General features: G+C 63.2%; 18 protein-coding genes and 1 pseudogene (1 of these 19 running past the window's edge). 10 read left to right on the plus strand and 9 right to left on the minus strand.

The features are described 5' to 3' along the window. The 3 genes and pseudogenes from BRAS3843_RS42105 to BRAS3843_RS08355 form a co-directional block, all read left to right on the plus strand. Positions 1–676, plus strand: a pseudogene (locus BRAS3843_RS42105) (Mrp/NBP35 family ATP-binding protein); its annotated part reaches 13 nt to the left of the window's first position; the annotation flags it as partial. Positions 677–856: 180 nt separating this feature from the next. Continuing rightward, entirely contained in the window at positions 857–1,948 is a 1,092-nt protein-coding gene (locus BRAS3843_RS08350; RefSeq protein ID WP_008968388.1) for a TRAP transporter substrate-binding protein, read from the plus strand. A 171-nt stretch (positions 1,949–2,119) separates the two neighbouring features. Beyond that, positions 2,120–3,208, plus strand: coding sequence for a TRAP transporter substrate-binding protein (locus tag BRAS3843_RS08355; protein WP_008968389.1), 1,089 nt, complete (start codon positions 2,120–2,122; stop codon positions 3,206–3,208). Between the two features lie 63 nt (positions 3,209–3,271). On the opposite strand, the gene BRAS3843_RS08360 is transcribed toward BRAS3843_RS08355, so the two are convergent. From BRAS3843_RS08360 to BRAS3843_RS41395, 3 genes are all read right to left on the minus strand, one after another. After that, positions 3,272–4,870 (minus strand): TRAP transporter large permease subunit, encoded by a 1,599-nt coding sequence (locus BRAS3843_RS08360; protein WP_008968390.1) that lies wholly within the window; start codon positions 4,868–4,870, stop codon positions 3,272–3,274. Then, complete coding sequence (locus BRAS3843_RS08365) at positions 4,867–5,406, minus strand: TRAP transporter small permease subunit (protein WP_008968391.1); 540 nt, start codon at positions 5,404–5,406, stop codon at positions 4,867–4,869. The genes BRAS3843_RS08360 and BRAS3843_RS08365 overlap by 4 nt, the downstream gene beginning before the upstream one ends. A gap of 284 nt (positions 5,407–5,690) precedes the next feature. Further along, positions 5,691–6,152: a hypothetical protein gene (locus BRAS3843_RS41395; RefSeq protein ID WP_175361095.1), complete on the minus strand. Its 462-nt coding sequence runs from the start codon at positions 6,150–6,152 to the stop codon at positions 5,691–5,693. A 474-nt stretch (positions 6,153–6,626) separates the two neighbouring features. Here BRAS3843_RS41395 and BRAS3843_RS08380 point away from each other — a divergent pair, with 474 nt between their 5' ends. The 3 genes from BRAS3843_RS08380 to BRAS3843_RS39495 all read left to right on the plus strand — a co-directional run bounded on the left by BRAS3843_RS08380 (position 6,627) and on the right by BRAS3843_RS39495 (position 7,810). Beyond that, a complete protein-coding gene (locus BRAS3843_RS08380; RefSeq protein ID WP_008968393.1) occupies positions 6,627–6,950 on the plus strand; it encodes a GNAT family N-acetyltransferase in 324 nt (107 codons plus the stop codon). Further along, the gene (locus tag BRAS3843_RS42565) at positions 6,950–7,081 is read left to right on the plus strand and encodes a hypothetical protein (protein WP_008968394.1); all 132 of its coding nucleotides are present in this window, start codon (positions 6,950–6,952) and stop codon (positions 7,079–7,081) included. Before BRAS3843_RS08380 ends, BRAS3843_RS42565 begins: the two co-directional genes overlap by 1 nt. Before the next feature lie 231 nt (positions 7,082–7,312). Beyond that, the gene (locus BRAS3843_RS39495; protein WP_008968396.1) at positions 7,313–7,810 is read left to right on the plus strand and encodes an SUKH-3 domain-containing protein; all 498 of its coding nucleotides are present in this window, start codon (positions 7,313–7,315) and stop codon (positions 7,808–7,810) included. 193 nt (positions 7,811–8,003) lie between these two features. Here the strand turns inward: BRAS3843_RS39495 and BRAS3843_RS08385 are convergent, their stop codons facing one another. The 3 genes from BRAS3843_RS08385 to BRAS3843_RS08395 all read right to left on the minus strand — a co-directional run bounded on the left by BRAS3843_RS08385 (position 8,004) and on the right by BRAS3843_RS08395 (position 10,825). Beyond that, a complete protein-coding gene (locus BRAS3843_RS08385) occupies positions 8,004–8,270 on the minus strand; it encodes a hypothetical protein (RefSeq protein ID WP_008968397.1) in 267 nt (88 codons plus the stop codon). Between the two features lie 226 nt (positions 8,271–8,496). Further along, positions 8,497–9,846: an amidohydrolase family protein gene (locus BRAS3843_RS08390; RefSeq protein ID WP_085966932.1), complete on the minus strand. Its 1,350-nt coding sequence runs from the start codon at positions 9,844–9,846 to the stop codon at positions 8,497–8,499. A gap of 301 nt (positions 9,847–10,147) precedes the next feature. Further along, positions 10,148–10,825, minus strand: coding sequence for a nitroreductase (locus BRAS3843_RS08395; RefSeq protein WP_008968399.1), 678 nt, complete (start codon positions 10,823–10,825; stop codon positions 10,148–10,150). 253 nt (positions 10,826–11,078) lie between these two features. Here BRAS3843_RS08395 and BRAS3843_RS08400 point away from each other — a divergent pair, with 253 nt between their 5' ends. The 4 genes from BRAS3843_RS08400 (at position 11,079) to BRAS3843_RS08415 (ending at position 16,932) form a co-directional block, all read left to right on the plus strand. Further along, complete coding sequence (locus tag BRAS3843_RS08400) at positions 11,079–12,080, plus strand: MBL fold metallo-hydrolase (RefSeq protein WP_008968400.1); 1,002 nt, start codon at positions 11,079–11,081, stop codon at positions 12,078–12,080. 251 nt (positions 12,081–12,331) lie between these two features. Continuing rightward, positions 12,332–13,099 (plus strand): class I SAM-dependent methyltransferase, encoded by a 768-nt coding sequence (locus BRAS3843_RS08405; protein WP_008968401.1) that lies wholly within the window; start codon positions 12,332–12,334, stop codon positions 13,097–13,099. 287 nt (positions 13,100–13,386) lie between these two features. Next, on the plus strand, positions 13,387–13,998 hold the full coding sequence (locus BRAS3843_RS08410) for a tetratricopeptide repeat protein (protein ID WP_008968402.1): 612 nt from the start codon (positions 13,387–13,389) through the stop codon (positions 13,996–13,998). Positions 13,999–14,691: 693 nt separating this feature from the next. Next, positions 14,692–16,932: a tetratricopeptide repeat protein gene (locus BRAS3843_RS08415; protein WP_008968403.1), complete on the plus strand. Its 2,241-nt coding sequence runs from the start codon at positions 14,692–14,694 to the stop codon at positions 16,930–16,932. On the opposite strand, the gene moaA is transcribed toward BRAS3843_RS08415, so the two are convergent. The 3 genes from moaA to BRAS3843_RS08430 all read right to left on the minus strand — a co-directional run. Beyond that, on the minus strand, positions 16,908–17,939 hold the full coding sequence (moaA, locus tag BRAS3843_RS08420; RefSeq protein WP_008968404.1) for a GTP 3',8-cyclase MoaA: 1,032 nt from the start codon (positions 17,937–17,939) through the stop codon (positions 16,908–16,910). The two genes, BRAS3843_RS08415 and moaA, sit on opposite strands and share 25 nt — an antisense overlap. A 141-nt stretch (positions 17,940–18,080) precedes the next feature. Further along, on the minus strand, positions 18,081–18,533 hold the full coding sequence (locus tag BRAS3843_RS08425; protein ID WP_035981143.1) for a hypothetical protein: 453 nt from the start codon (positions 18,531–18,533) through the stop codon (positions 18,081–18,083). 151 nt (positions 18,534–18,684) lie between these two features. Further along, a partial coding sequence (locus tag BRAS3843_RS08430; protein WP_035981145.1) for an HAD-IA family hydrolase occupies positions 18,685–19,089 on the minus strand: 405 nt, incomplete at its 5' end.

Raw genomic sequence — 19,089 nt, forward strand, 5'->3', positions numbered from 1 at the left:
TNGGNNNNANGNNNGGNTGCTCGATGCGGACATCTATGGCCCCTCGATTCCGCGGCTCACCGGCCTGCACGACAAGCCCGGGCTCGACGNCAACAAGAAGATGATTCCGCTGCAGCGCTTCGGCCTGTCGATCATGTCGATCGGCTTCCTCGTCGAGGAGCAGACCGCGATGATCTGGCGCGGGCCGATGGTGATGTCGGCCATCACCCAGATGCTGCGCGACGTCGCCTGGGGCACGCTCGACGTGCTGGTCGTCGACATGCCGCCCGGCACGGGCGATGCGCAGCTGACGCTCGCGCAGAATGTGCCGCTGAAGGGTGCGGTCATCGTCTCGACCCCGCAGGATCTGTCGCTGATCGACGCGCGGCGCGGGCTTGCGATGTTCCGGAAAGTGAATGTGCCGGTGCTCGGCATCATCGAGAACATGAGCTACTTCCAGTGCCCGCATTGCGGCACCCGCTCGGACATTTTCGGCCATGGCGGAGCGCGCCACGAGGCGGAGCAGCTGGGTGTGCCGTTCCTCGGCGAGGTCCCGCTGCACATGGATATCCGCGCCACCTCGGATGCCGGCACCCCGGTTGTCGTCAGCGCGCCCGAAGGGCCGCACGCGGCGATCTATCGTGCCATCGCAGGCCAGGTCCGGGACCAGCTCAAAGGCGCCATCGCTGCCGCGTGACGCGCCGCAGCATTTTCTCAGGTGCAGATCGTCGCCCCCTGCGATGGTCGCGTTTCCGCCCCCGTAGTTCCGTGCTAAAGGCCCCCGACCGAAGCGCCGTCGGACAGATGCGGGCACGCGCATGACCGAGTGAGCGTCCGTTTTCAAATGGGAAGAACGCCCCAAAAAGGAGAAGACTTGATGAAGCGTCGTGATTTCTTGAAGGTCTCCGCTGCCGGTGCGGCGGCAACGGCCGCGGTCGCCTCGCCGGCGGTCGCGCAGTCGATGCCGGAGATCAAGTGGCGGTTGACCTCCAGCTTTCCGAAATCGCTGGACACGATCTTCGGCGGCGCCACCGAAGTGGCCAAGTACGTGGCCGAGATGACCGACAACAAGTTTCAGATCCAGGTCTTTGCGGCGGGCGAGATCGTCCCCGGCCTGCAGGCGCTGGATGCGACCGCGAACGGCACCGTCGAGATGAGCCACACGGTGTCTTATTATTACGTCGGCAAGGATCCGACCTTTGCGATCTACGCCTCGGTCCCGTTCGGCCTGAACGCGCGGATGCAGAATTCCTGGTGGTACCAGGGCGGCGGCCAGGAGCTTGGCAACGAGTTCTTCAAGAAGTTCGGCGTGATCGGCTTCCCCTGCGGCAACACCGGCACCCAGATGGGCGGCTGGTTCCGCAAGGAGATCAAGACCGTTGCCGATCTTTCCGGCCTGAAATTCCGTATCGGCGGCATCGCCGGCCAGGTGCTGCAGAAGGTCGGCGTCGTTCCGCAGCAGCTTGCGGGCGGCGACATCTATCCGGCGCTGGAGAAGGGCACCATCGACGCGGCCGAGTGGGTCGGTCCCTATGATGACGAGAAGCTCGGCTTCCAGAAGGTGGCGAAGTACTACTACTATCCGGGCTTCTGGGAAGGCGGTCCGACCGTCCACGCCTTTTGCAATCTCGACAAGTGGAATTCGCTGCCGAAGAGCTATCAGGCGATCCTCACCAATGCGACCGCGAACGCCAACAGCTGGATGGCCGCGCGCTACGATCTGCAGAACCCGGCGGCGCTGAAGCGCCTGGTGGCCGGCGGCACGCAGCTGCGCCCCTTCAGCAACGAGGTGCTGGAAGCCTGTCTCAAGGCGACCAACGAGCTGTGGTCGGAAATCTCCGCCAAGAACCCCGACTTCAAGAAGTCGATCGAGGCGATGCAGGCCTACCGCTCCGACGAATATCTGTGGTGGCAGGTCGCCGAGTACACCTTCGATACCTTCATGATCCGCTCGCGCACCCGCGGCTGATCGCGCTGGATCGGCAAGACGATCGAAAGCCCGGCCTCGCGGCCGGGCTTTTGCGTTGCGGAACGGTTTCGCAATGGCACTCCGCGACAGGATGATCCAGACTGGAACCCAGGCCTCGCAAGAAGGCCGCGGAAAATATCCAGACACATCATCCGACAGGGAGAGAACGCCATGAAGCGCAGGGATTTCATCAAGGTCACCGGGCTCGGCGCGGCCGGTGCCACGTCGATTGCCGCGCCCGCCATCGCGCAATCGATGCCCGAGATCAAATGGCGCATGACGACGAGCTGGCCGAAGTCGCTCGACACGCTGCATGGCGGCGCCGAGATGATGGCCAAGATCGTCGGCGAAGCCACTGACAACAAATTCCAGATCCAGACCTTTGCCGCCGGCGAGATCGTCCCCGGCCTGCAGGTTCTCGATGCCGTGCAGAGCGCGACCGTCGAGATGGGTCACACCGCGTCCTACTACTATTTCGGCAAGGACCCGACCTTCACCTTCGGCTCGTCGGTGCCGTTCGGCCCGAGCATGCGCATCAACCAGGCCTGGTACATGCTGGGCGGGGGCAGGGAGCTCTTGAACGACTTCTATAAGAGCTACAACGTGGTCTCGCTGCTGGCCGGCAACACCGGCTGCCAGATGGGCGGCTGGTTCCGCAAGGAGATCAACACGGTCGACGACCTCCAGGGCCTGAAATTCCGCATCGGCGGTTTCGCCGGCCGCGTGATGCAGAAGCTCGGCTGCGTGCCGCAGCAGCTTGCCGGCGGCGACATCTATCCGGCGCTGGAGAAGGGCACCATCGACGCGGCGGAGTGGGTCGGTCCTTATGACGACGAGAAGCTCGGCCTCTACAAGGTCGCGCCGCATTACTACTTCCCCGGCTGGTGGGAAGGCGGGCCAATGCTGCTTGCCATGATCAATCTCGACAAGTGGAACGCACTGCCGAAACATTATCAGCGGCTGCTCGAGCAGGCCGGGCATTACGCCAACAACTGGATGATGGCGAAATACGACAGCGCCAATCCGCTGGCCTTGCGCAAGCTGATCGCGGGCGGCGCCAAGCTGCACCCGTTCTCGCAGCCGATCATGGAAGCCTCGTACAAGGCGGCCAAGGAGCTGCATGCCGAGGTCGCCGCGACCAATGCCAACTTCAAGAAGGTGCTGGAGTCGCTGACCAGTTACTCCAACAATTGCTACTCCTGGTTCCAGGTCGCGGAAGTCGGCTACGACAACTTCATGGCGCGACGGTCGCAGAGCTGAGCGCAGGGAGAGCCGCAGCGGCGGTGCGAGCCGTTGCTGCGGCATTCCCGACACCCGCCGTCACTACTTTGGCGGGCCGAAATCGAGCGGCGGCAGGTCGATCTGCGGCACCTCGATCTTGACCTTGTTAAGGTCGACCTCGACCGGCTTGTCAAGTAGGCCCGTCACCGTGATCGGGAACGCGATCACGAGCAGCACCATGATCGCCTGCAGGCCGATCCAGGGCATCGCGCCCCAATAGATATCGGAGCTCTTGACCTCCCTCGGCGCCACGCCGCGCAGATAGAACAGCGCAAAGCCGAACGGCGGGTGCAGGAACGAGGTCTGCATGTTGACGCAGAGCATGACGCCGAACCAGATCAGCGCCGCCTCCGGTCCCACCACCGGCGCCAGGATCTTCTGCGCGATCGGCGCGATCATCGGCAGGATGATGAAGGCGATCTCGAAGAAGTCGAGGAAGAATGCCAGGAAGAAGATGAACACGTTGATGAAGATCAGGAAGCCCCAGACGCCGCCGGGCAGCGAGGTCAAGAGGTGCTCCAGCCACTCGCCGCCGGAGACGCCCTGGAACACCACCGAGAAGCAGGTCGAGCCGATCAGGATGAACGTGACCATGCAGGTGATGCGCATGGTGGTCTCGTAACCCTGCTTGATCAGGTCGCGCAGGTCGGGGATCCCCACGGCGCGGATGCCGAGCCAGGCGACGGCGAGATAGGTCGCGGCAAAGGCGAGCTTGAAGACGAGGTTCTCGGTGTAGAGCATCGCGACGATGGTGCCGATGCCGGCCGCGATCACGCCGACGATCAGGATGGTCCGGTCGGTCGAGCTGAAATCCTTGTGGTGGATCACCGCGAGCACGATGGCGCCGACCGCGCCCATGGCGCCGGCTTCGGTCGGGGTCGCCAGGCCCATCATCATGGTGCCGAGCACGACGAAGATCAGCACCGCCGAGGGGATGATGCCCATCAGGCACTTCTTCCACAGCGCCCAGCCGGTCAGCGTCCGCGCCTCCTTCGGCACCGCCGGCACATGGCTCGGCTTGATGATGCTGAGCGCGAAGGTGTAGCCGGCGAACAGCAGCACCTGGAAGATCGAGGGCCCCCAGGCGCCGAGATACATGTCGCCGACGGACTTGCCGAGCTGGTCGGCGAGCACGATCAGGACCAGCGAGGGCGGCACCAGCTGGGTGATGGTGCCGGAGGCCGCGAGCACGCCGGTGATGTAACGGATGTTGTAGCCGTAGCGCATCATCACCGGCATCGAGATCAGCGCCATCGCGATCACCTGCGCCGCCACCGTGCCGGTGATGGCGCCGAGGATGAAGCCGACGATGATGACGGAATAGCCGAGGCCGCCGCGGATCGGGCCGAACAATTGGCCCATCGAGTCCAGCATGTCCTCGGCGAGCCCGCACCGCTCCAGGATCGCGCCCATGAAGGTGAAGAACGGGATCGCGAGCAGGAGGTCATTCGACAGCACGCTGCCGAAGATGCGCCCCGGGATCGCCTGCAGGAAGTTGAGGTCGAAGAAGCCGAGATGGATGGCGAGGAAGCCGAACGACAGACCGACGGCGGCCAAGGTGAACGCGACCGGAAAGCCGATCAGCATCGCCAGGACCAGGCCGCCGAACATCATGGGCGGCATCATCTCCAGCGTAATCATTGCGTCGGCCTCTCATATTTGGCGTCGATCGTGACCTCGCCGCGCAAGGCGGCGGCGCGCTTGATGACCTCGGACACGCCCTGCAGCGCCAGCATCACGAAGCCCGCGGGGATCACGAGCTTGATCGGCCAGCGCACCAGGCCGCCGGCATTGCCGGAGATCTCGCCCACGGAATAGGACTGCATGAAGAACGGCCAGGACAGATAGGCCAAGAGCAGGCAGGTCGGGATCAGGAAGAACAGCGTGCCGATCAGGTCGAGCCAGAGCTGGCCGCGCTCGGACAGATAGAGGTAAAGCAGCTCGACCCGGACATGCTCATTGCGGCGGAAGGTATAGGAAGCGCCGAACATCACCAGCAGCGCGAACATGTACCATTGCAGCTCAAGCCAGCCATTCGACGAATAGCTGAAGGCGTAGCGGATCATGGCGTTGATGGCGCTGACCAGGCAGGCCAGCAGCACCAGGACATTGCAGATATAGCCGATCTTTTCATTGAGCTGATCGATGGCCGTACTTACTGCCAGCAAAGGGCGCATCAGGGTCTCCGCCGTGGCCGCTGCATCAGGTCAGCAGGCCTGTGCTCGAGGGAGGCACGGTTTCGCCGGGGCCCATCGCCGGTATGCGACGGCGTCCAAGCTCGCGACAGGTCACCGGCGCGCCAAGCGTCGCTTGCGCAAAGTCACGGCGGCTCATTCGGAGCGATGGCAACGAGACGTCCTCCCCCTCAAACTCGCTTCCGGCTCTTGTTCGGCGTCTTGGCTGCCTCGTTGATAGGCAGGGGCCTGTCCGGCCGTGCGGGCTCGAAAGCTGGGGCACCATTTCAGCGCCGCTTCCCGCCGTCAATCGGAAAATGGGCAAATTGACGCGGGGACAACAGGTTGCGCGGGGTTGGTGAATCAGGCGAGCCTGGTGCGGCCAGCGGCCATGCCGGGCCCTCAGGGCCGGCCCACCGTGGATGAGGACTGGACCGTTTGCTTTGTTCGTCATCATCGTCATGCCCGGGCTTGACCCGGGCATCCACGTCTTCCTTACCGGCGCTTCCAAAGACGTGGATGGCCGGGACGAGCCCGGCCATGACGGCGTGCAAGCAGTTTTTGATGTTTTCCGAGGCAAAGACATTCGCTTCGATTTCGGGCCTGCGTCCGTGCATGCCATGGCAACTCCACTGGGCTTGCGGATATGACACCCCGTTCTCGCGGCGCACATCGCGTCCGAGCTTTGGAAAATTCGACCGCCCCTTGAAGCAGAGGCGCAGGGAATGCCGGGCGCTGGCCGCACCCATGGCCCGCCTGCAACAAAGAAAGCAGGCGGCAGTCACCACAGGTCAGCCGAGACATCCCGGCATTCCCTGCACGATGGCCTTACGGCTGCTTCGCGTTCTCCCCGGTGCGCCGGGCTTGTTGGCCACCGTTTTGCGCATGATGCTTACGCATCAGCGCGACCTCAGCGTCGGGAGGCCAGGACCGCGCGACTTGACCGTGCGCATCGAAGCTGTTCGTCGGCGAGATGATCCCGCTACAGCCCAACGCGCCCACCGCATCCCGCACCCGACGTCCGTGACGACCGCGATACGTCCCTCATGCGAGGCGGGACGGTGGTGATCAAACCATAATTTCTGATAAAACGAAATAGAGATATTTTTCGCGCGAGGACTGGACAGGGGGGATCGGCTTGAGTCGGCTTGCGAAATGAGATTTTTGGCGCAGGGTGGACTTTCGGCACAATTCTCGGGGTGGACTGAGTAGGAAATGAAACAATGGCGATTGTGATCAGTGAGGAAGATCCGGAGCAGGAGCAAGTGCAGGCGATGCTGGCAGATAGCGACCGCTTCTATCACTCGCTGTATCCGGCCGAGAGCAACCATCTGCTGGACGTGGAGTCGCTCAAGCGGTCGGGCACGACATTTCTGGTGGCTTCGTCGGACGGTCTCGTCAGGGGATTTGGAGCGGTTGTGGATTGTGGGGGCGAATACGGGGAAATCAAGCGGATGTACGTTGCTCCCACTGCAAGACAGATGGGATTAGGTCGGATGATATTGGAAGAACTGGAGAAGCGTGCGAGGGTTTGCGGCTGCCGCTGATGCGGCTCGAAACAGGCATCCGGCAGCCTGCTGCAATCGAGCTCTATCGTTCGGCAGGATATGTCGAAACGCAGCCGTTCGGGAGTTATGAACTCGATCCGCTCAGTATCTTCATGGAGAAGAAGCTGTAGACCTGGCCTCAGCCGGTTCGACGCGGCGGCATGTCCACACCCGCTGGCGGCAACGGGCGTTCGAACACTGGATCTTTCCCTGAGGAGGCAAGGGCGGCGCGTAGCACGTAGGATGGGTTGAGCGGTAGCGAAACCCATCGCTCCGGGATCTTTGATCTGATGGGTATCGCTGCGCTCAACCCATCCTACGACTGCTGACAGTGCTGGGCTGCGTTTTGCCGGGAGTAAAGCTTGGAGATTCCGCTAACCGTGCAGTCAATGTTCGTCGCCGCCGGATGGAAGCCCGGCCGCGAAAGCGACATCGATGTCAGGGTGCCGCAGTCTCATCCGGCGTACCGCATTTTGAAAGAGCTCGGTGGCCTTCATGTGGGGCGTTGTGAGCCCGGTGTGGAATGCGCGACGTCTGATTTGGCGTTTGGTTTCTTAGAAGGGGATCGGGAGATCGTCTCCGTATGGAACGAACTGCTGAGAAGCAGACTGGTTGGGATTGCTGAGGTGCATCATCGTCATGGCTGGCTGCTCATCGACGAAGCTGGGCAATGTTTCGGAGCCAGTCAGATCCATGACGCATTTTATTACGAAGGACCGAGTTTTGGAGTCGCGCTGGAAGGGCTACTCATCGGTCGGAAAGCGCGGCCCATGCTGCGACCAGATCAGGATCAGGTTGAGCTGTATGGTCAAACGTTTTCACGTGGCCATCCGGAGATCTTCGTTTATCGAACAGCCTGACGGAACGGTCCCAGGCAGGCGCCCACGAAAAAGTCGTAGGATGGGTTGAGCGCAGCGAAACCCATCGCGCCGGGCATCATTGATGGGTATCGCTGCGCTCAACCCATCCTACGAACTACGACCTGAAAAGGTCGCGCCGATACGATCGAGCGCGACCTTTCCGTATGAACGCGGTCAGAATTGTCGCGGTCTATTACCGCTCCTTGATCACGGTGGTGCTGCTGCTGCCGACGGTGCCTTCGTCTTCGCAGACCTTGGTCTGCTTGATGCGGTCCTCGGCTTCCACGCGGCTGGTGAAGGCCATCGGTCCGATCTGCGTCACGACTTCCTTGTCTGCCGGGCGGGTGGTGGTGATCGTGCAGTGATGACTGGGTCCCTGCACGACGTAGTACTCATCTGCCATCGCTGGAGCGGCGCATCCGATGATCACTGCGCCAGCAAGAAAAAGGGTTTCTTTCATTGTCGCCTCTCTCCGTCAAGATCCTGCCAATGATGGACGATCGATGAACGGAACTGCCGCTCATCCTTCATTCCTCTCGGCGGTTCTGCAACTCGCGTGGCTGCCCGTAGTTCCGCGGGCGCATAGCCCAAAGACGCGACGCCTGCTGTGGCAGCCAAACGCGGGCCTAATCGAGCAGCGTTGGTCACAGGCCAACACGGAACATGACCAACCGGAGTGGCCGCGATCACGGGACGTTCTTGTAGACCCGCCCGTCTTTCATGATGACCTTGAAGTTCTTGGCGGGGTCGGCGATCAGATCGATATTCTCCAACGGGTTGCCTTCGACCAGCAGCAGATCGGCGAGCGCACCCTGTTCCACCACGCCGAGCTTCCCGGGATAAGGACTGCGCTTGCCGGACAAGGCGAGTAGTTCGGCATTGGTCCCGGTCGCCATGGCGAGCGCTTCGGCTGGACTGTACCAGCGGACAAGCGAGGCCAGAATGGCCCCCTGCTGCTGGGCCAGCGCCTGGGAGAACAGGACGTCGGTGCCCCACGCCGTCTTGATCTTGTATTTCTTCGCCAGTTCATAGGTCCGGGCGATGCCCGGCCACACCTCATCGGCCTTGGTGCGTTGGACTGAGCCCGGGGCAAAGCCTTCCCTCAACTCCTCGGGGAGAGGCTGCAGGCTGAGCCATATGCCCTTCTCGGCGATCAGCTTGGCGGTGGCCTCGTCCATGAGGAAGCCGTGTTCGATACACTTCACACCGGCGGCAATGGCGCGTTGGATTGCTGTCGGCGTGAACGCGTGCACGGTCACGTAAGTGCCCCAATTCTCGGCCGCTTCAACGGCGGCCCGCAGCTCCGGCTCCGTGAAGGTCGAGACGTCGATCGGACTGAACGGCGAGGAAACACCGCCGCCGGCCGTCAGCTTGATCTGAGAGGCGCCCTGCATCAGTTGCTCACGGACGCGGACGCGGACCTCGTCCGGGCTGTCGGCGACCATGCTGCCGCCAATCTGCTCCATGCGGCTGAGCGTGCCCCCGACCGTCCGCGGCAGTTCCGACAGCTGGCGAAAATCCCCGTGTCCACTCGTCACCGTGATCATTGCGCCCGAGGGAAATATCCGAGGCCCGGCGATCAACCCTGCGTCAATGGCGGCCTTCAGTCCGAAGACGGGACCACCAACGTCGCGGACGGTGGTGAAGCCGCGCATCAGTGTCTCGGTCGCCTCAACGCCAGCCGCAATGTTGTTGTATCCGATATCACCGACGATGGCCTGCGCAGGATTCGGCCGGATCAGCATCGCGTGCCAGTGTGCGTCGATCAGGCCGGGCATCAGCGTTCGCCCGTTCCCGACGATGATGGTGACGCCCGGCTCTGCAGCAATCGGCTCCGTCGAGATGCGCGCGATGATATTGCCTTTGATCAGCACATTGGACGGTGCCGAGAGAGAAGCGCCCTTGCCGTCGAACACGCGTACGTTCTGGAACAGCGTCGCTCCAGCATTTGCTGGCAGATTGGCTTGCGCGTGAGCGGCGGACGCAAGCCCAAGGACCGCGAGCGGAAGCGAGGCGATGAAAATCCTGCGAGACATCGGGGTCATTTGGCTCCCCCTGGCAGACGTTGGCGCGATGCAGCCTCGGGTTGAGCATACCGGTTCCGCAGACCGGCTTCAATGGCGGCCACCTCGTCCGGCTTGAAGTTCCAGACGGGGCAGAGCCGTTATGCTTGCGAGCGAGGCGTCGAGCGATGTTCGCGCGAAGCGTTGAGGTGCGCTTGAATATCTCAGAACGTAGGATGGGTTGAGCAGAGCGAAACCCATCAACATCGTCTATCAAATTGATGGGTTTCGCTTCGCTCAACCCATCCTACTGTCCCGCAATCCCTTGGGATGATCAGCCGTCGAAACCGACGAACACCGTGGCCTCCTCGACCGACTTTCGTTCCGACACGACCGCATTGGCCGGGAAGGTGTCATCGGGCCAGCCCAGCGCGATGCTCTTCATGATCACCTGATCGTCGGCTATTCCGGCGTACTCGCGCACCACGGGGGATTGCATGATGCCCTGGCTGTTGATCACGGCGCCCAGCCCGCGCGACCAGGCGGCATTGACGAGCGCATTGGTCACGGCGCCGCAATCGAACGGCGTATCGTCGCTGCCGTCGAGCACGCGGTCATAGGTCACGATGACACAGACCGGCGCGTCGAATTGACGGAAGCCGCGCAGCACCCAGTCCTGGCGCTTGTCCTTGTCGTCGCGCGCGATCCCCATCGCCGAGAACAATTGCTTGGCGACGCCGATCTGCCGGTCGCGGTGCTGACCTGCAAAGGCCTGACCGATGCGGAACTCGCGTGACTGCGGCACGCCGGCCAGCATCCGCTCGGTGTTGCCGGCGCGAATCCGATCCAGCGGCTCGCCGGTGATGACGTAGAAATTCCAGGGCTGCGAGTTCATCGACGACGGAGCGCGCATCGCCAAAGCGATGATTTCCTCGATCAGCGCCTTCGGGACTGGATCAGATTTGTAACCGCGGATGCTTCGGCGACCGAGAATGACGTCATCAAACTGCATTGTCCTGAAATTCCCCCCGATTTGCTGCTGAGTTGGCTTGGATATTCGCGGCTTCTCGACCTCTACGCAAGACCGTGGCCTGCATTGCTGCGCGGGGCGCAGGGGGTAAATCCTGCCGTGCTACCTCAAGTCATTGTGTTTGATGATATCGACTTCCGGTGAAGCTGAAATAGGGGTAGCATGACACAGCCGACAGATGGAAAGCCGTCCATCGCAACGTCGGACCAAAAGCAAAAATTGGAGGAACGAACCAATGACGACATCACTACGTTCGATTCCACGACGTCAGGTGCTCGGGGGAATTGCCGCCTCCGGGGCGATGCTGACCTTGTCAGGGCTGGCCCACGCCAAGATGCCGATCGGTCTGCCGCAGGCGCCTTACTTCCATCGCTTTAAGCTGGGCGACGCAGAGTGCACCATCGTCTCCGATGGCCAGCTGCCGCTCGGCGATCCCGCCGCCGCCTTCTTGAACATCAGCAAGGAAGAGATCACCCGCGAGCTGCACGACAACTTCCTCCCGGCAGACAACGCCGTGCTGGAGCAGAATGTGCTGGTCGCCAATTTCGGTGACCGCGTGGTGCTGTTCGACACCGGCATGGGCACTGACACTTTGTTCGGCGACGGCACGGGCAAGCTGATGAGCACGCTGAAGCAGGCCGGCATCGATCCCGCAGGCGTCGATGCGGTGGTGATGAGCCACGCCCATATCGACCATTGCGGCGGGCTGATCGCGGATAGCGGCAGCATCAACTTCCCGAATGCGCAATACTTCATCGGCGAGCCCGACTATGCCTATTGGACTGACGACTCCAAGATCCCGGACAACTATCCGGCACGTCCGCACTTCCTGGCTCAGGCGCGCAAGAACCTGCTGCCGCTGAAGGACCGCATTCATTTCTACAAGGACAATGAGGAGATCCTTCCCGGCATCACGGTGCTGTCCGCTCCGGGGCACACGGTCAGCCACTCGATCTTCATGATCAACTCGGGCGGCAAGCAGCTCTGCTACATCGGCGACCTCGCGCATCACCCGGTGCTGCTGCTCGAGCGTCCGCGCACGCAATTCGCGTTCGACACCGATCCGGTGCAGTCGGCCGAAAGCCGCGTGCGGATGCTGACCATGCTCGCGGCCAACCGGACGCCGCTGCTGGCCTATCACTTCGCCTGGCCCGGCATCGGGCATGTCGCCAAGGCCGGCGATGGCTTCCAGTATTTCCCACTGCCCCTGCAGCAGCAATCGGTCGGATCGATCTAGGCGCAGGTCCCGGCGCGAGCAGGCCGGGGCCAGACGCCCCGGCCTTTGGCCGCTCTGCGCGCGCTCTGCAAAGAGAGACATGGATGCCCAGGCCTTCGCCTCGCCGAAGCGGCTTCGGCCGCGCAGGGGAGAGCGTCCTCGGAGCATCCCGTCATGCGCATCGCGACGTTGCGGTTTCGCGGCCGGGCGATAGTGTGCCGCCGCGCGGCGCACGGGGCTGACGCGTATCGCGACGGATGAAGGAAGGTCTGATGGCAATTCATGAAGCGGCACGGCGGGGGTTTTCCAAGGAGTCGGCGAGCTACGAGCGTGGCCGGCCCGAGTATCCGGACGGGCTGCTCGGCTGGCTCCGTGACAGCCTCGGCGCCAAGCCGGGCGCGCAGGTGGTGGATCTCGGGGCCGGCACCGGCAAGTTCACGCGGCTTCTGGCCCGCACCGGCGCGGACGTTGTGGCGGTCGAGCCGGTGGATGCCATGCGCGAACGGCTGGCGCTTGCCAGTCCCGGAATCCGAGCCCTGGCCGGCACCGCGGAAAGCATGCCGCTCGACGACCGGTCGGTCGATGCCATGGGCTGCGCCCAGGCCTTTCACTGGTTCGCCAATAGCCGCGCCTTGCAGGAGATCCACCGCGTCTTGCGTCCGGGCGGCAAGCTCGGCCTGGTCTGGAACGTGCGTGACGAATCCGTCGACTGGGTCGCTGCCATCACGGCCATCATCACGCCCTATGAGGGCGACGCCCCGCGCTTCTACACCGGCCGCTGGCGCCAGCCGTTCGAGCAGCAGGAGCTCTTCACCCCGCTTCAATGCACCGTGTTCGCCAACAGCCATGTCGGTACGTTCGATCAGGTCGTGATCGACCGCACGATGTCGGTGAGTTTCATCGCGGCACTTTCGGACGACGAAAAGTGCGCGCTCGAGGCGCGCCTGCGTGCGCTGCACGACGCTTTCCCGGCGCTGCGCGAGGCCGAGATCAGCTTTCCCTATCATACCGAAGCGTGGCTGGGCGCCCGGCTAGGCTAGTGCAAGCTCGTAGGGTGGGTAGAGCGAAGCGAAACCCACCATCGACCGCCGCGGCCACATCGTGATGGTTTCGCTTGCGCTCAACCCATCCTACTTGCTTGCTTGGTCTACGCCACGTCAGCCTCGACGAGGTCCGGGGCGCGGCCGGTCGAGCAGATTCTGACTTCGCTGTCAGAATCTGTCGCGCTTGTCATTTGCATCCCCCGCAACTTCCAACCGGAATACCGCCCTCGGTGCGGAGTTACACCTCTGGTGGAAATGCTCGCGTCAGCAAACAGGAGGCACACATGACCAACCTGCGGACCAAGCCTGTCGCATTGGGAATCCTTCTGATCGCGCTCACCGGCGCGCCCTCGCTCACTCAAGTCTTCGCGGCCGGCGGAGGCGGGGGTGGCGGCGGTGGAGATCCCTATGGCAGTTCTTATTCCAATCCCAGCCCGCCGTCATCCAATTCAAACCGGTCGGATACGAAAGCCACGCAACACAGGGGCAAGAAGGCCGACAAGCGGTCGTTCCTTGACGACCCCGCCTTCAAACAGGGCTACCGCGACGCCTATGACACGATCTATGATCGCCATGACTACGTCGCGGCGATCGATCAGCTCAAGGCGCTCGGCCATGATGACTATGCGAACGTGGCCAATCTCATCGGCTACTCCTATCGCAAGCTCGGGGACTACAAGCTCTCCCAGGTCTGGTATGAGCGCGCCCTGCAGTCCGATCCGAACCACGTCCTGACCTGGAACTATTACGGCTTCTGGCAGCTCGAGCAGGGCAACCGCGACGCGGCGGAATATCACCTGAGCCGGATCGAAGCGATCTGCGGCAGCGATTGTGCCGAATATCGTTCGCTCGCCGCCGCGCTCGAGCAGCCACAGGGCAGCAACCTTGTGTATTAGTTGCTGCGGGTGATCGAACTGCGAGTAGCGAGTAGGATGGGTTGAGCCTAGCGAAACCCATCGGCATCGTTCATCAAATTGATGGGTATCGCTGCGCTCAACCCATCCTACCCGCTGCCCTTTTCGGGGAATGCACAATGGCTTGGGAAAAGATCGTCAGGCGACTAACCATTGGTCTTGTCTGCCCCGCGTGCAGAACAGAAGGCTTCGATTATCAGCCGGGCGCCGATCCCGGTGATGAGTTTGGAGCACTGGTCCAGTGCTCCAAATGCGGATGGAAAGGTACCTTGGGGGACCTCGACGTTGTTTCAATGCCGCCGTCTCCGGAATGACACTCCCCGGATGGGGTGAGCTCAGCGAAACCGGTGGCGCCGGTTCATCGATGGCGGGCATTTCTGGCAGGGCGGTTTGGCGCGGCGGCGATGGACGCGGCGCGTCTCGGCGCGGCCCGACCTTCACCTCGCTCCCCCCAGGGCGTGTCCTTCGTGCGGGCAAACATGGTTGACAATTTCTTTACGGTTCTCGTCGATGCTTCACATCGCGCACGAAACGACTTTGCGGGTATTCCCCAGGGATATTCCGACAATTGCAGGAAAGTCGTCGTTACCAACTTCGGGCCACGCGCCCACGCAACCGCCGAGCGTCTCCGTTGCAGCCACGCTCGGCTTTTTCGCATGTGGGGGAGCGTGATCGATGCGGCACCAGCCGAACGTTCTCAATGTAAAGCCAGGCCACCAGAAGAGCGACGATGTCGTCGATCTGCTCAGGCGGGCGAACGCATTCCACCGGTCCGGCGATCTCGACAGGGCGCAGGCCGGATACAAGAAGGTCCTCCGAAAGTGGCCGAACCATTTCGACGCGCTCTATCTGCTCGGCGTGTGCGAACACCAGAGCGGCAATTCCGCCGCTGCGGAACCCTTGCTGCGGCGCGCGCTCCAGGTGGATCCGCACTCCGCGACCGCGTGTTATGCCCTCGCCGTCACGCTGTCGGCGCTGCGCCGGGACGGCGAGGCGCTGGCCTGCTACGACAATCTGATTGCGTTCAAGCCGGATTTCGTCAATGCGCATCTCAACCGCGGCAGGCTGCTGTCGCGGCACGGGCGTTTCCTTGAGGCGATCGAAAGCTACGACAACGCGATCGCGCTCGATCCGCAGCACCAGGATGCATTGATCGGGAAGGGAGAAGCGCTGCATTATCTCGGCAGGTTCGTCGATGCGATCGCGTGCTACGATCGGATCCTGGCGGCGAAGCCGACCCATCTGGGGGCGCTGATCAATCGCGGCTGTGCGTTCAAGGATCTCGGTCGGGCGAACGAGGCCATCGCCGAATTCAATATGGCGCTCGCGCTGGCGCCGGACGACACCACGATCCTGATCAACCGCGGCGAGACGCTGCTGAGCCTGAAACGGAACGAGGAAGCGCTGGCCGATTTCGACCGGGTGATCGCGCTCGACCCCGGCCTTGCGCTGGGCTGGCTCGGCCGCGCCAACATATTGATGATGAGCAAGCGGGTGAACGAGGCGCTGGAGGCCTGCCAGCGCGCGGTCGCAATCGAGCCGAACTCTACCAAGGCGCTGACCCAGATCGGGCAATGTCAGGCGCTGCTCGGCAATGCGGAAGCTGCCGTTTCCTTCTTCGACCGCGCTCTCGCCATCAACCCGGCAGACGAGGTCGCCCTGGTGAGCCGGATCTTCTCGTTGGATTTCTGCGAGGTCGGCTTTGCGCAGCATCAGGAGGCACGAGCGCAGTGGTGGCGCCACATCGGGTCGAAGATCGCACAGGCGCATCCGCCGCAGCACCACAACGAGCGCGATCCGGGACGGCGGATCGTGCTGGGATACGTGTCGGGCGACTTCAGGCAGCATTCGGCCGCCTATTCGTTCCGGCCTGTGCTGGAAAATCATGACAAATCCCGCTTCGAGGTGATCTGCTATTCCACCTCGCCGATCGAGGACGACGTGACGGCCTCGTTCCGGCGCGTGGCCGATGGTTGGCGAGACGTCGTGCAATGGTCCGACGACCAGCTCGCGGATTGCATTCGGGCCGACGGGATCGACATCCTGATCGACCTGTCCGGACACACGCGCGGCAATCGGCTGCGGACCTTTGCGCGCAAGCCGGCGCCGGTCCAGGTCACGGCGTGGGGTGACGGCACCGGCACCGGCCTGCCGACGATGGACTACCTGTTCTCCGATCCGGTGCGGGCGCCCATGGACGTGCGTTACCATTTTGCAGAGCAGGTCTATGACCTGCCTTGCACACTGATCATCGAGCCGCCACCGGCTGCGCTGCGTGCCCCCGAGCCACCCGTGATCTCCAACGGATATATCACCTATGGCGTGTTTACGCGCGCGAGCCGATTGTCCAACGCCGTATTCGATGTCTGGGCTTCCATTCTGCAGTCCGACGGAAGCTCGCGATTGGTGATCAAGGATTCTCTGCTCAACGATGTGACCATCCAAGGCAGGCTGCTGGAGCGCTTCGCGGCACGCGGCATTTCGTCGGATCGCATCGATCTGATGGGATCGACCTCGCGCGAGGCGCATCTCACCGCCTATCGGCTCATCGACATCTGCCTCGATCCGTTTCCACACGGGGGAGGAGTCTCGACCTGGGAAACGCTCCACATGGGCGTCCCTGTCGTGACGAAGCTGGGCAACGGGATGTCCAGCCGACTCGGCGCCGGGTTTCTCGCTGCGATCGGCATGCACGACTGGATCGCCAGCGATGATGCTCAATACGCTGACATCGCGTTGCGATCGACCCCGGACCAGCTGCGCACGATCCGCAGCCAGCTTCCAGAGCTGATCGCGGCGCGCTGCAGCCCGGCCTCATACACGCGGGCCGTCGAGGACGCCTATCGCATGATGTGGCAGACCTGGTGCAGCAAGCCGCAGCCGACGGCGGATCAGCCGCCCGTCACGCTCATGTGACGGCTGACGCTGGGGCGGTTGTGGCGGCGGTCGATGATGAAGTCGTGGCCCTTGGGCTTCAGCCCGATGGCGCGGTCGATCGCTTCGCTGAGCAGCTCGTCGCTGACCGAGGCGCGCAGCGGCTTGCGCAGGTCGGAGGCGTCCTCGTGGCCGAGGCAGGTGTGCAGGGTGCCGGTGCAGGTGATGCGGACGCGGTTGCAGGCCTCGCAGAAATTATGCGTCATCGGCGTGATGAAGCCGAGCACACCGCCGGTCTCGGCGACCGCTGCGTAGCGGGCCGGTCCGCCGGTGGTGGTATCGAGATCGGTCAAGGTGAACTGCTGGGCCAACCGCGAGCGCACCAGCGACAGCGGCAGATATTGATCGATGCGCCCGGCGCCGATCTCGCCCATCGGCATCACCTCGATCAGCGTCAGTGCCATGCCCTTGCCATGCGCCCATTGCATCAGTGCGGGGATCTCGTCCTCGTTCATGTTCTTCAGCGCGACGGCGTTGATCTTCACGTGCAGGCCGGCGGCGCGCGCGGCCTCGATGCCGGCGAGCACGCGGTCGAGATCGCCCCAGCGGGTGATGGTGCGGAATTTCTGCGGGTCCAGCGTGTCGAGCGAGACGTTGATGCGGCGCACGCCGCAGTCGGCGAGCTCGGACGCATATTTGGCGAGCTGGGTCGCATTGGTCGTCATGGTCAGCTCGTCGAGCGCGCCGCTCTTCAAGTGCCGTGACAGCGAGCGCACCAGCCCCATCACATTGCGCCGCACCAGCGGTTCGCCGCCGGTGAGCCTGAGCTTCTTCACGCCCTTATGGATGAAGGCCGAGCAGAGCCGGTCGAGCTCTTCCAGGGTCAGAAGATCGGCCTTGGGCAGGAATGTCATGTCTTCCGACATGCAATAGAAGCAGCGCAGATCGCAGCGGTCGGTGACGGAGACGCGCAAATAGGTGATGGTCCGCCCGAATGGGTCGGTCATGGGGCGCGTCAACGCGCTGGTGTCGGTCAACGAAACGGTCATGAGAAGCCTTGCAGTGGCAACATTGCCACGGGCAGCCGTGCGGGCGACGGCAGCAAGAGGTCGTCTGCTAATCTAGTCATGATCGCGCCGCGTCACAATCCGTGCCGCGAGCCGTCGTTCAGACCGTCCGTCGCGTTGGGGTCAACGCTGTGCCGCAGCCGGCGCGGCATCGGCTGGGGCCGCAGCCGCGGGCGCTGCAGCAGGCTTCTTGGTCCGCTTCGGCCGCATCCGCTTGACCCCCTTGGGCGGCGGCGCTGCCGGCTGCAGTTCCGCAGATACCGGGCTCGGATCGGTGACGACCCGCGCCGGCGAGGTGATATCGCCTGACGTGCGGATCACCTGCACCGGCACGGTGGCAGGTTGGAACTTGTCCATCGTGAAGGTGACGGAGAAGCCGGACTCGGGCGCCGGCACGGAAACCGAGCAGGGCGTCTTGCAGCCGGGTCCGAGCGAGGTCTTGGCGTCGGCGCCGGGCGGGGTCGAGTCCAGCTGCACCGGGATCTCGGGCGGGGTCGATTTGAACATGTCCATGGAGAACGAGGAACAGCCGGCAAGGCTCATCCCCGCACATGCAATCGCGATCACCCGCCGCATCGTCCACCCGCCCGGTCTTACCTGCGGCCAACTGCCGCAATCCCCGGGACGACCATAAGAGTGTCGGAAGGGTGGCGCAACAGTGCAACAGTCCGCCGTCAACAGATAGTTGTCGGCGGGGGTTCAGCAATAAATTAATAAAATCAGCTAATTAGCTGCGATCCTCATGAGGGCGCAGCGCATCCACGGCGGCCGGCAGGTCCACCATGTGGTCAATCAGCCGGTCCGGCTTGAGCTCGGCGATCGGTACGTCGGTATAGCCGAAGCTCACGCCGATCACCGGCACGCCCGCCCGCCGTGCCGCGCCGACATCGGTGCCGGCATCGCCCACCATGATCGCCGCGCCGATCTCGCCGCCGGCCCGGGCAATGGTCTGGCGCAGGATCGCGGGATCAGGCTTCTGCACGCCGAATGTGTCGGCGCCGCAGATCGCCGCGAAACGGGCCGACAGCCCGAGCTGGTCGAGCAGCCGCCTGGATAGCCATTCCAGCTTGTTGGTGCAGACCGCGAACTGGCAGCCGCGCTCGGCCAGCGCGTCGAGCGCCGTCTCCAGCCC

Origin of the sequence: Bradyrhizobium sp. STM 3843 (assembly GCF_000239815.1) — a bacterium.
Lineage (GTDB): Bacteria > Pseudomonadota > Alphaproteobacteria > Rhizobiales > Xanthobacteraceae > Bradyrhizobium.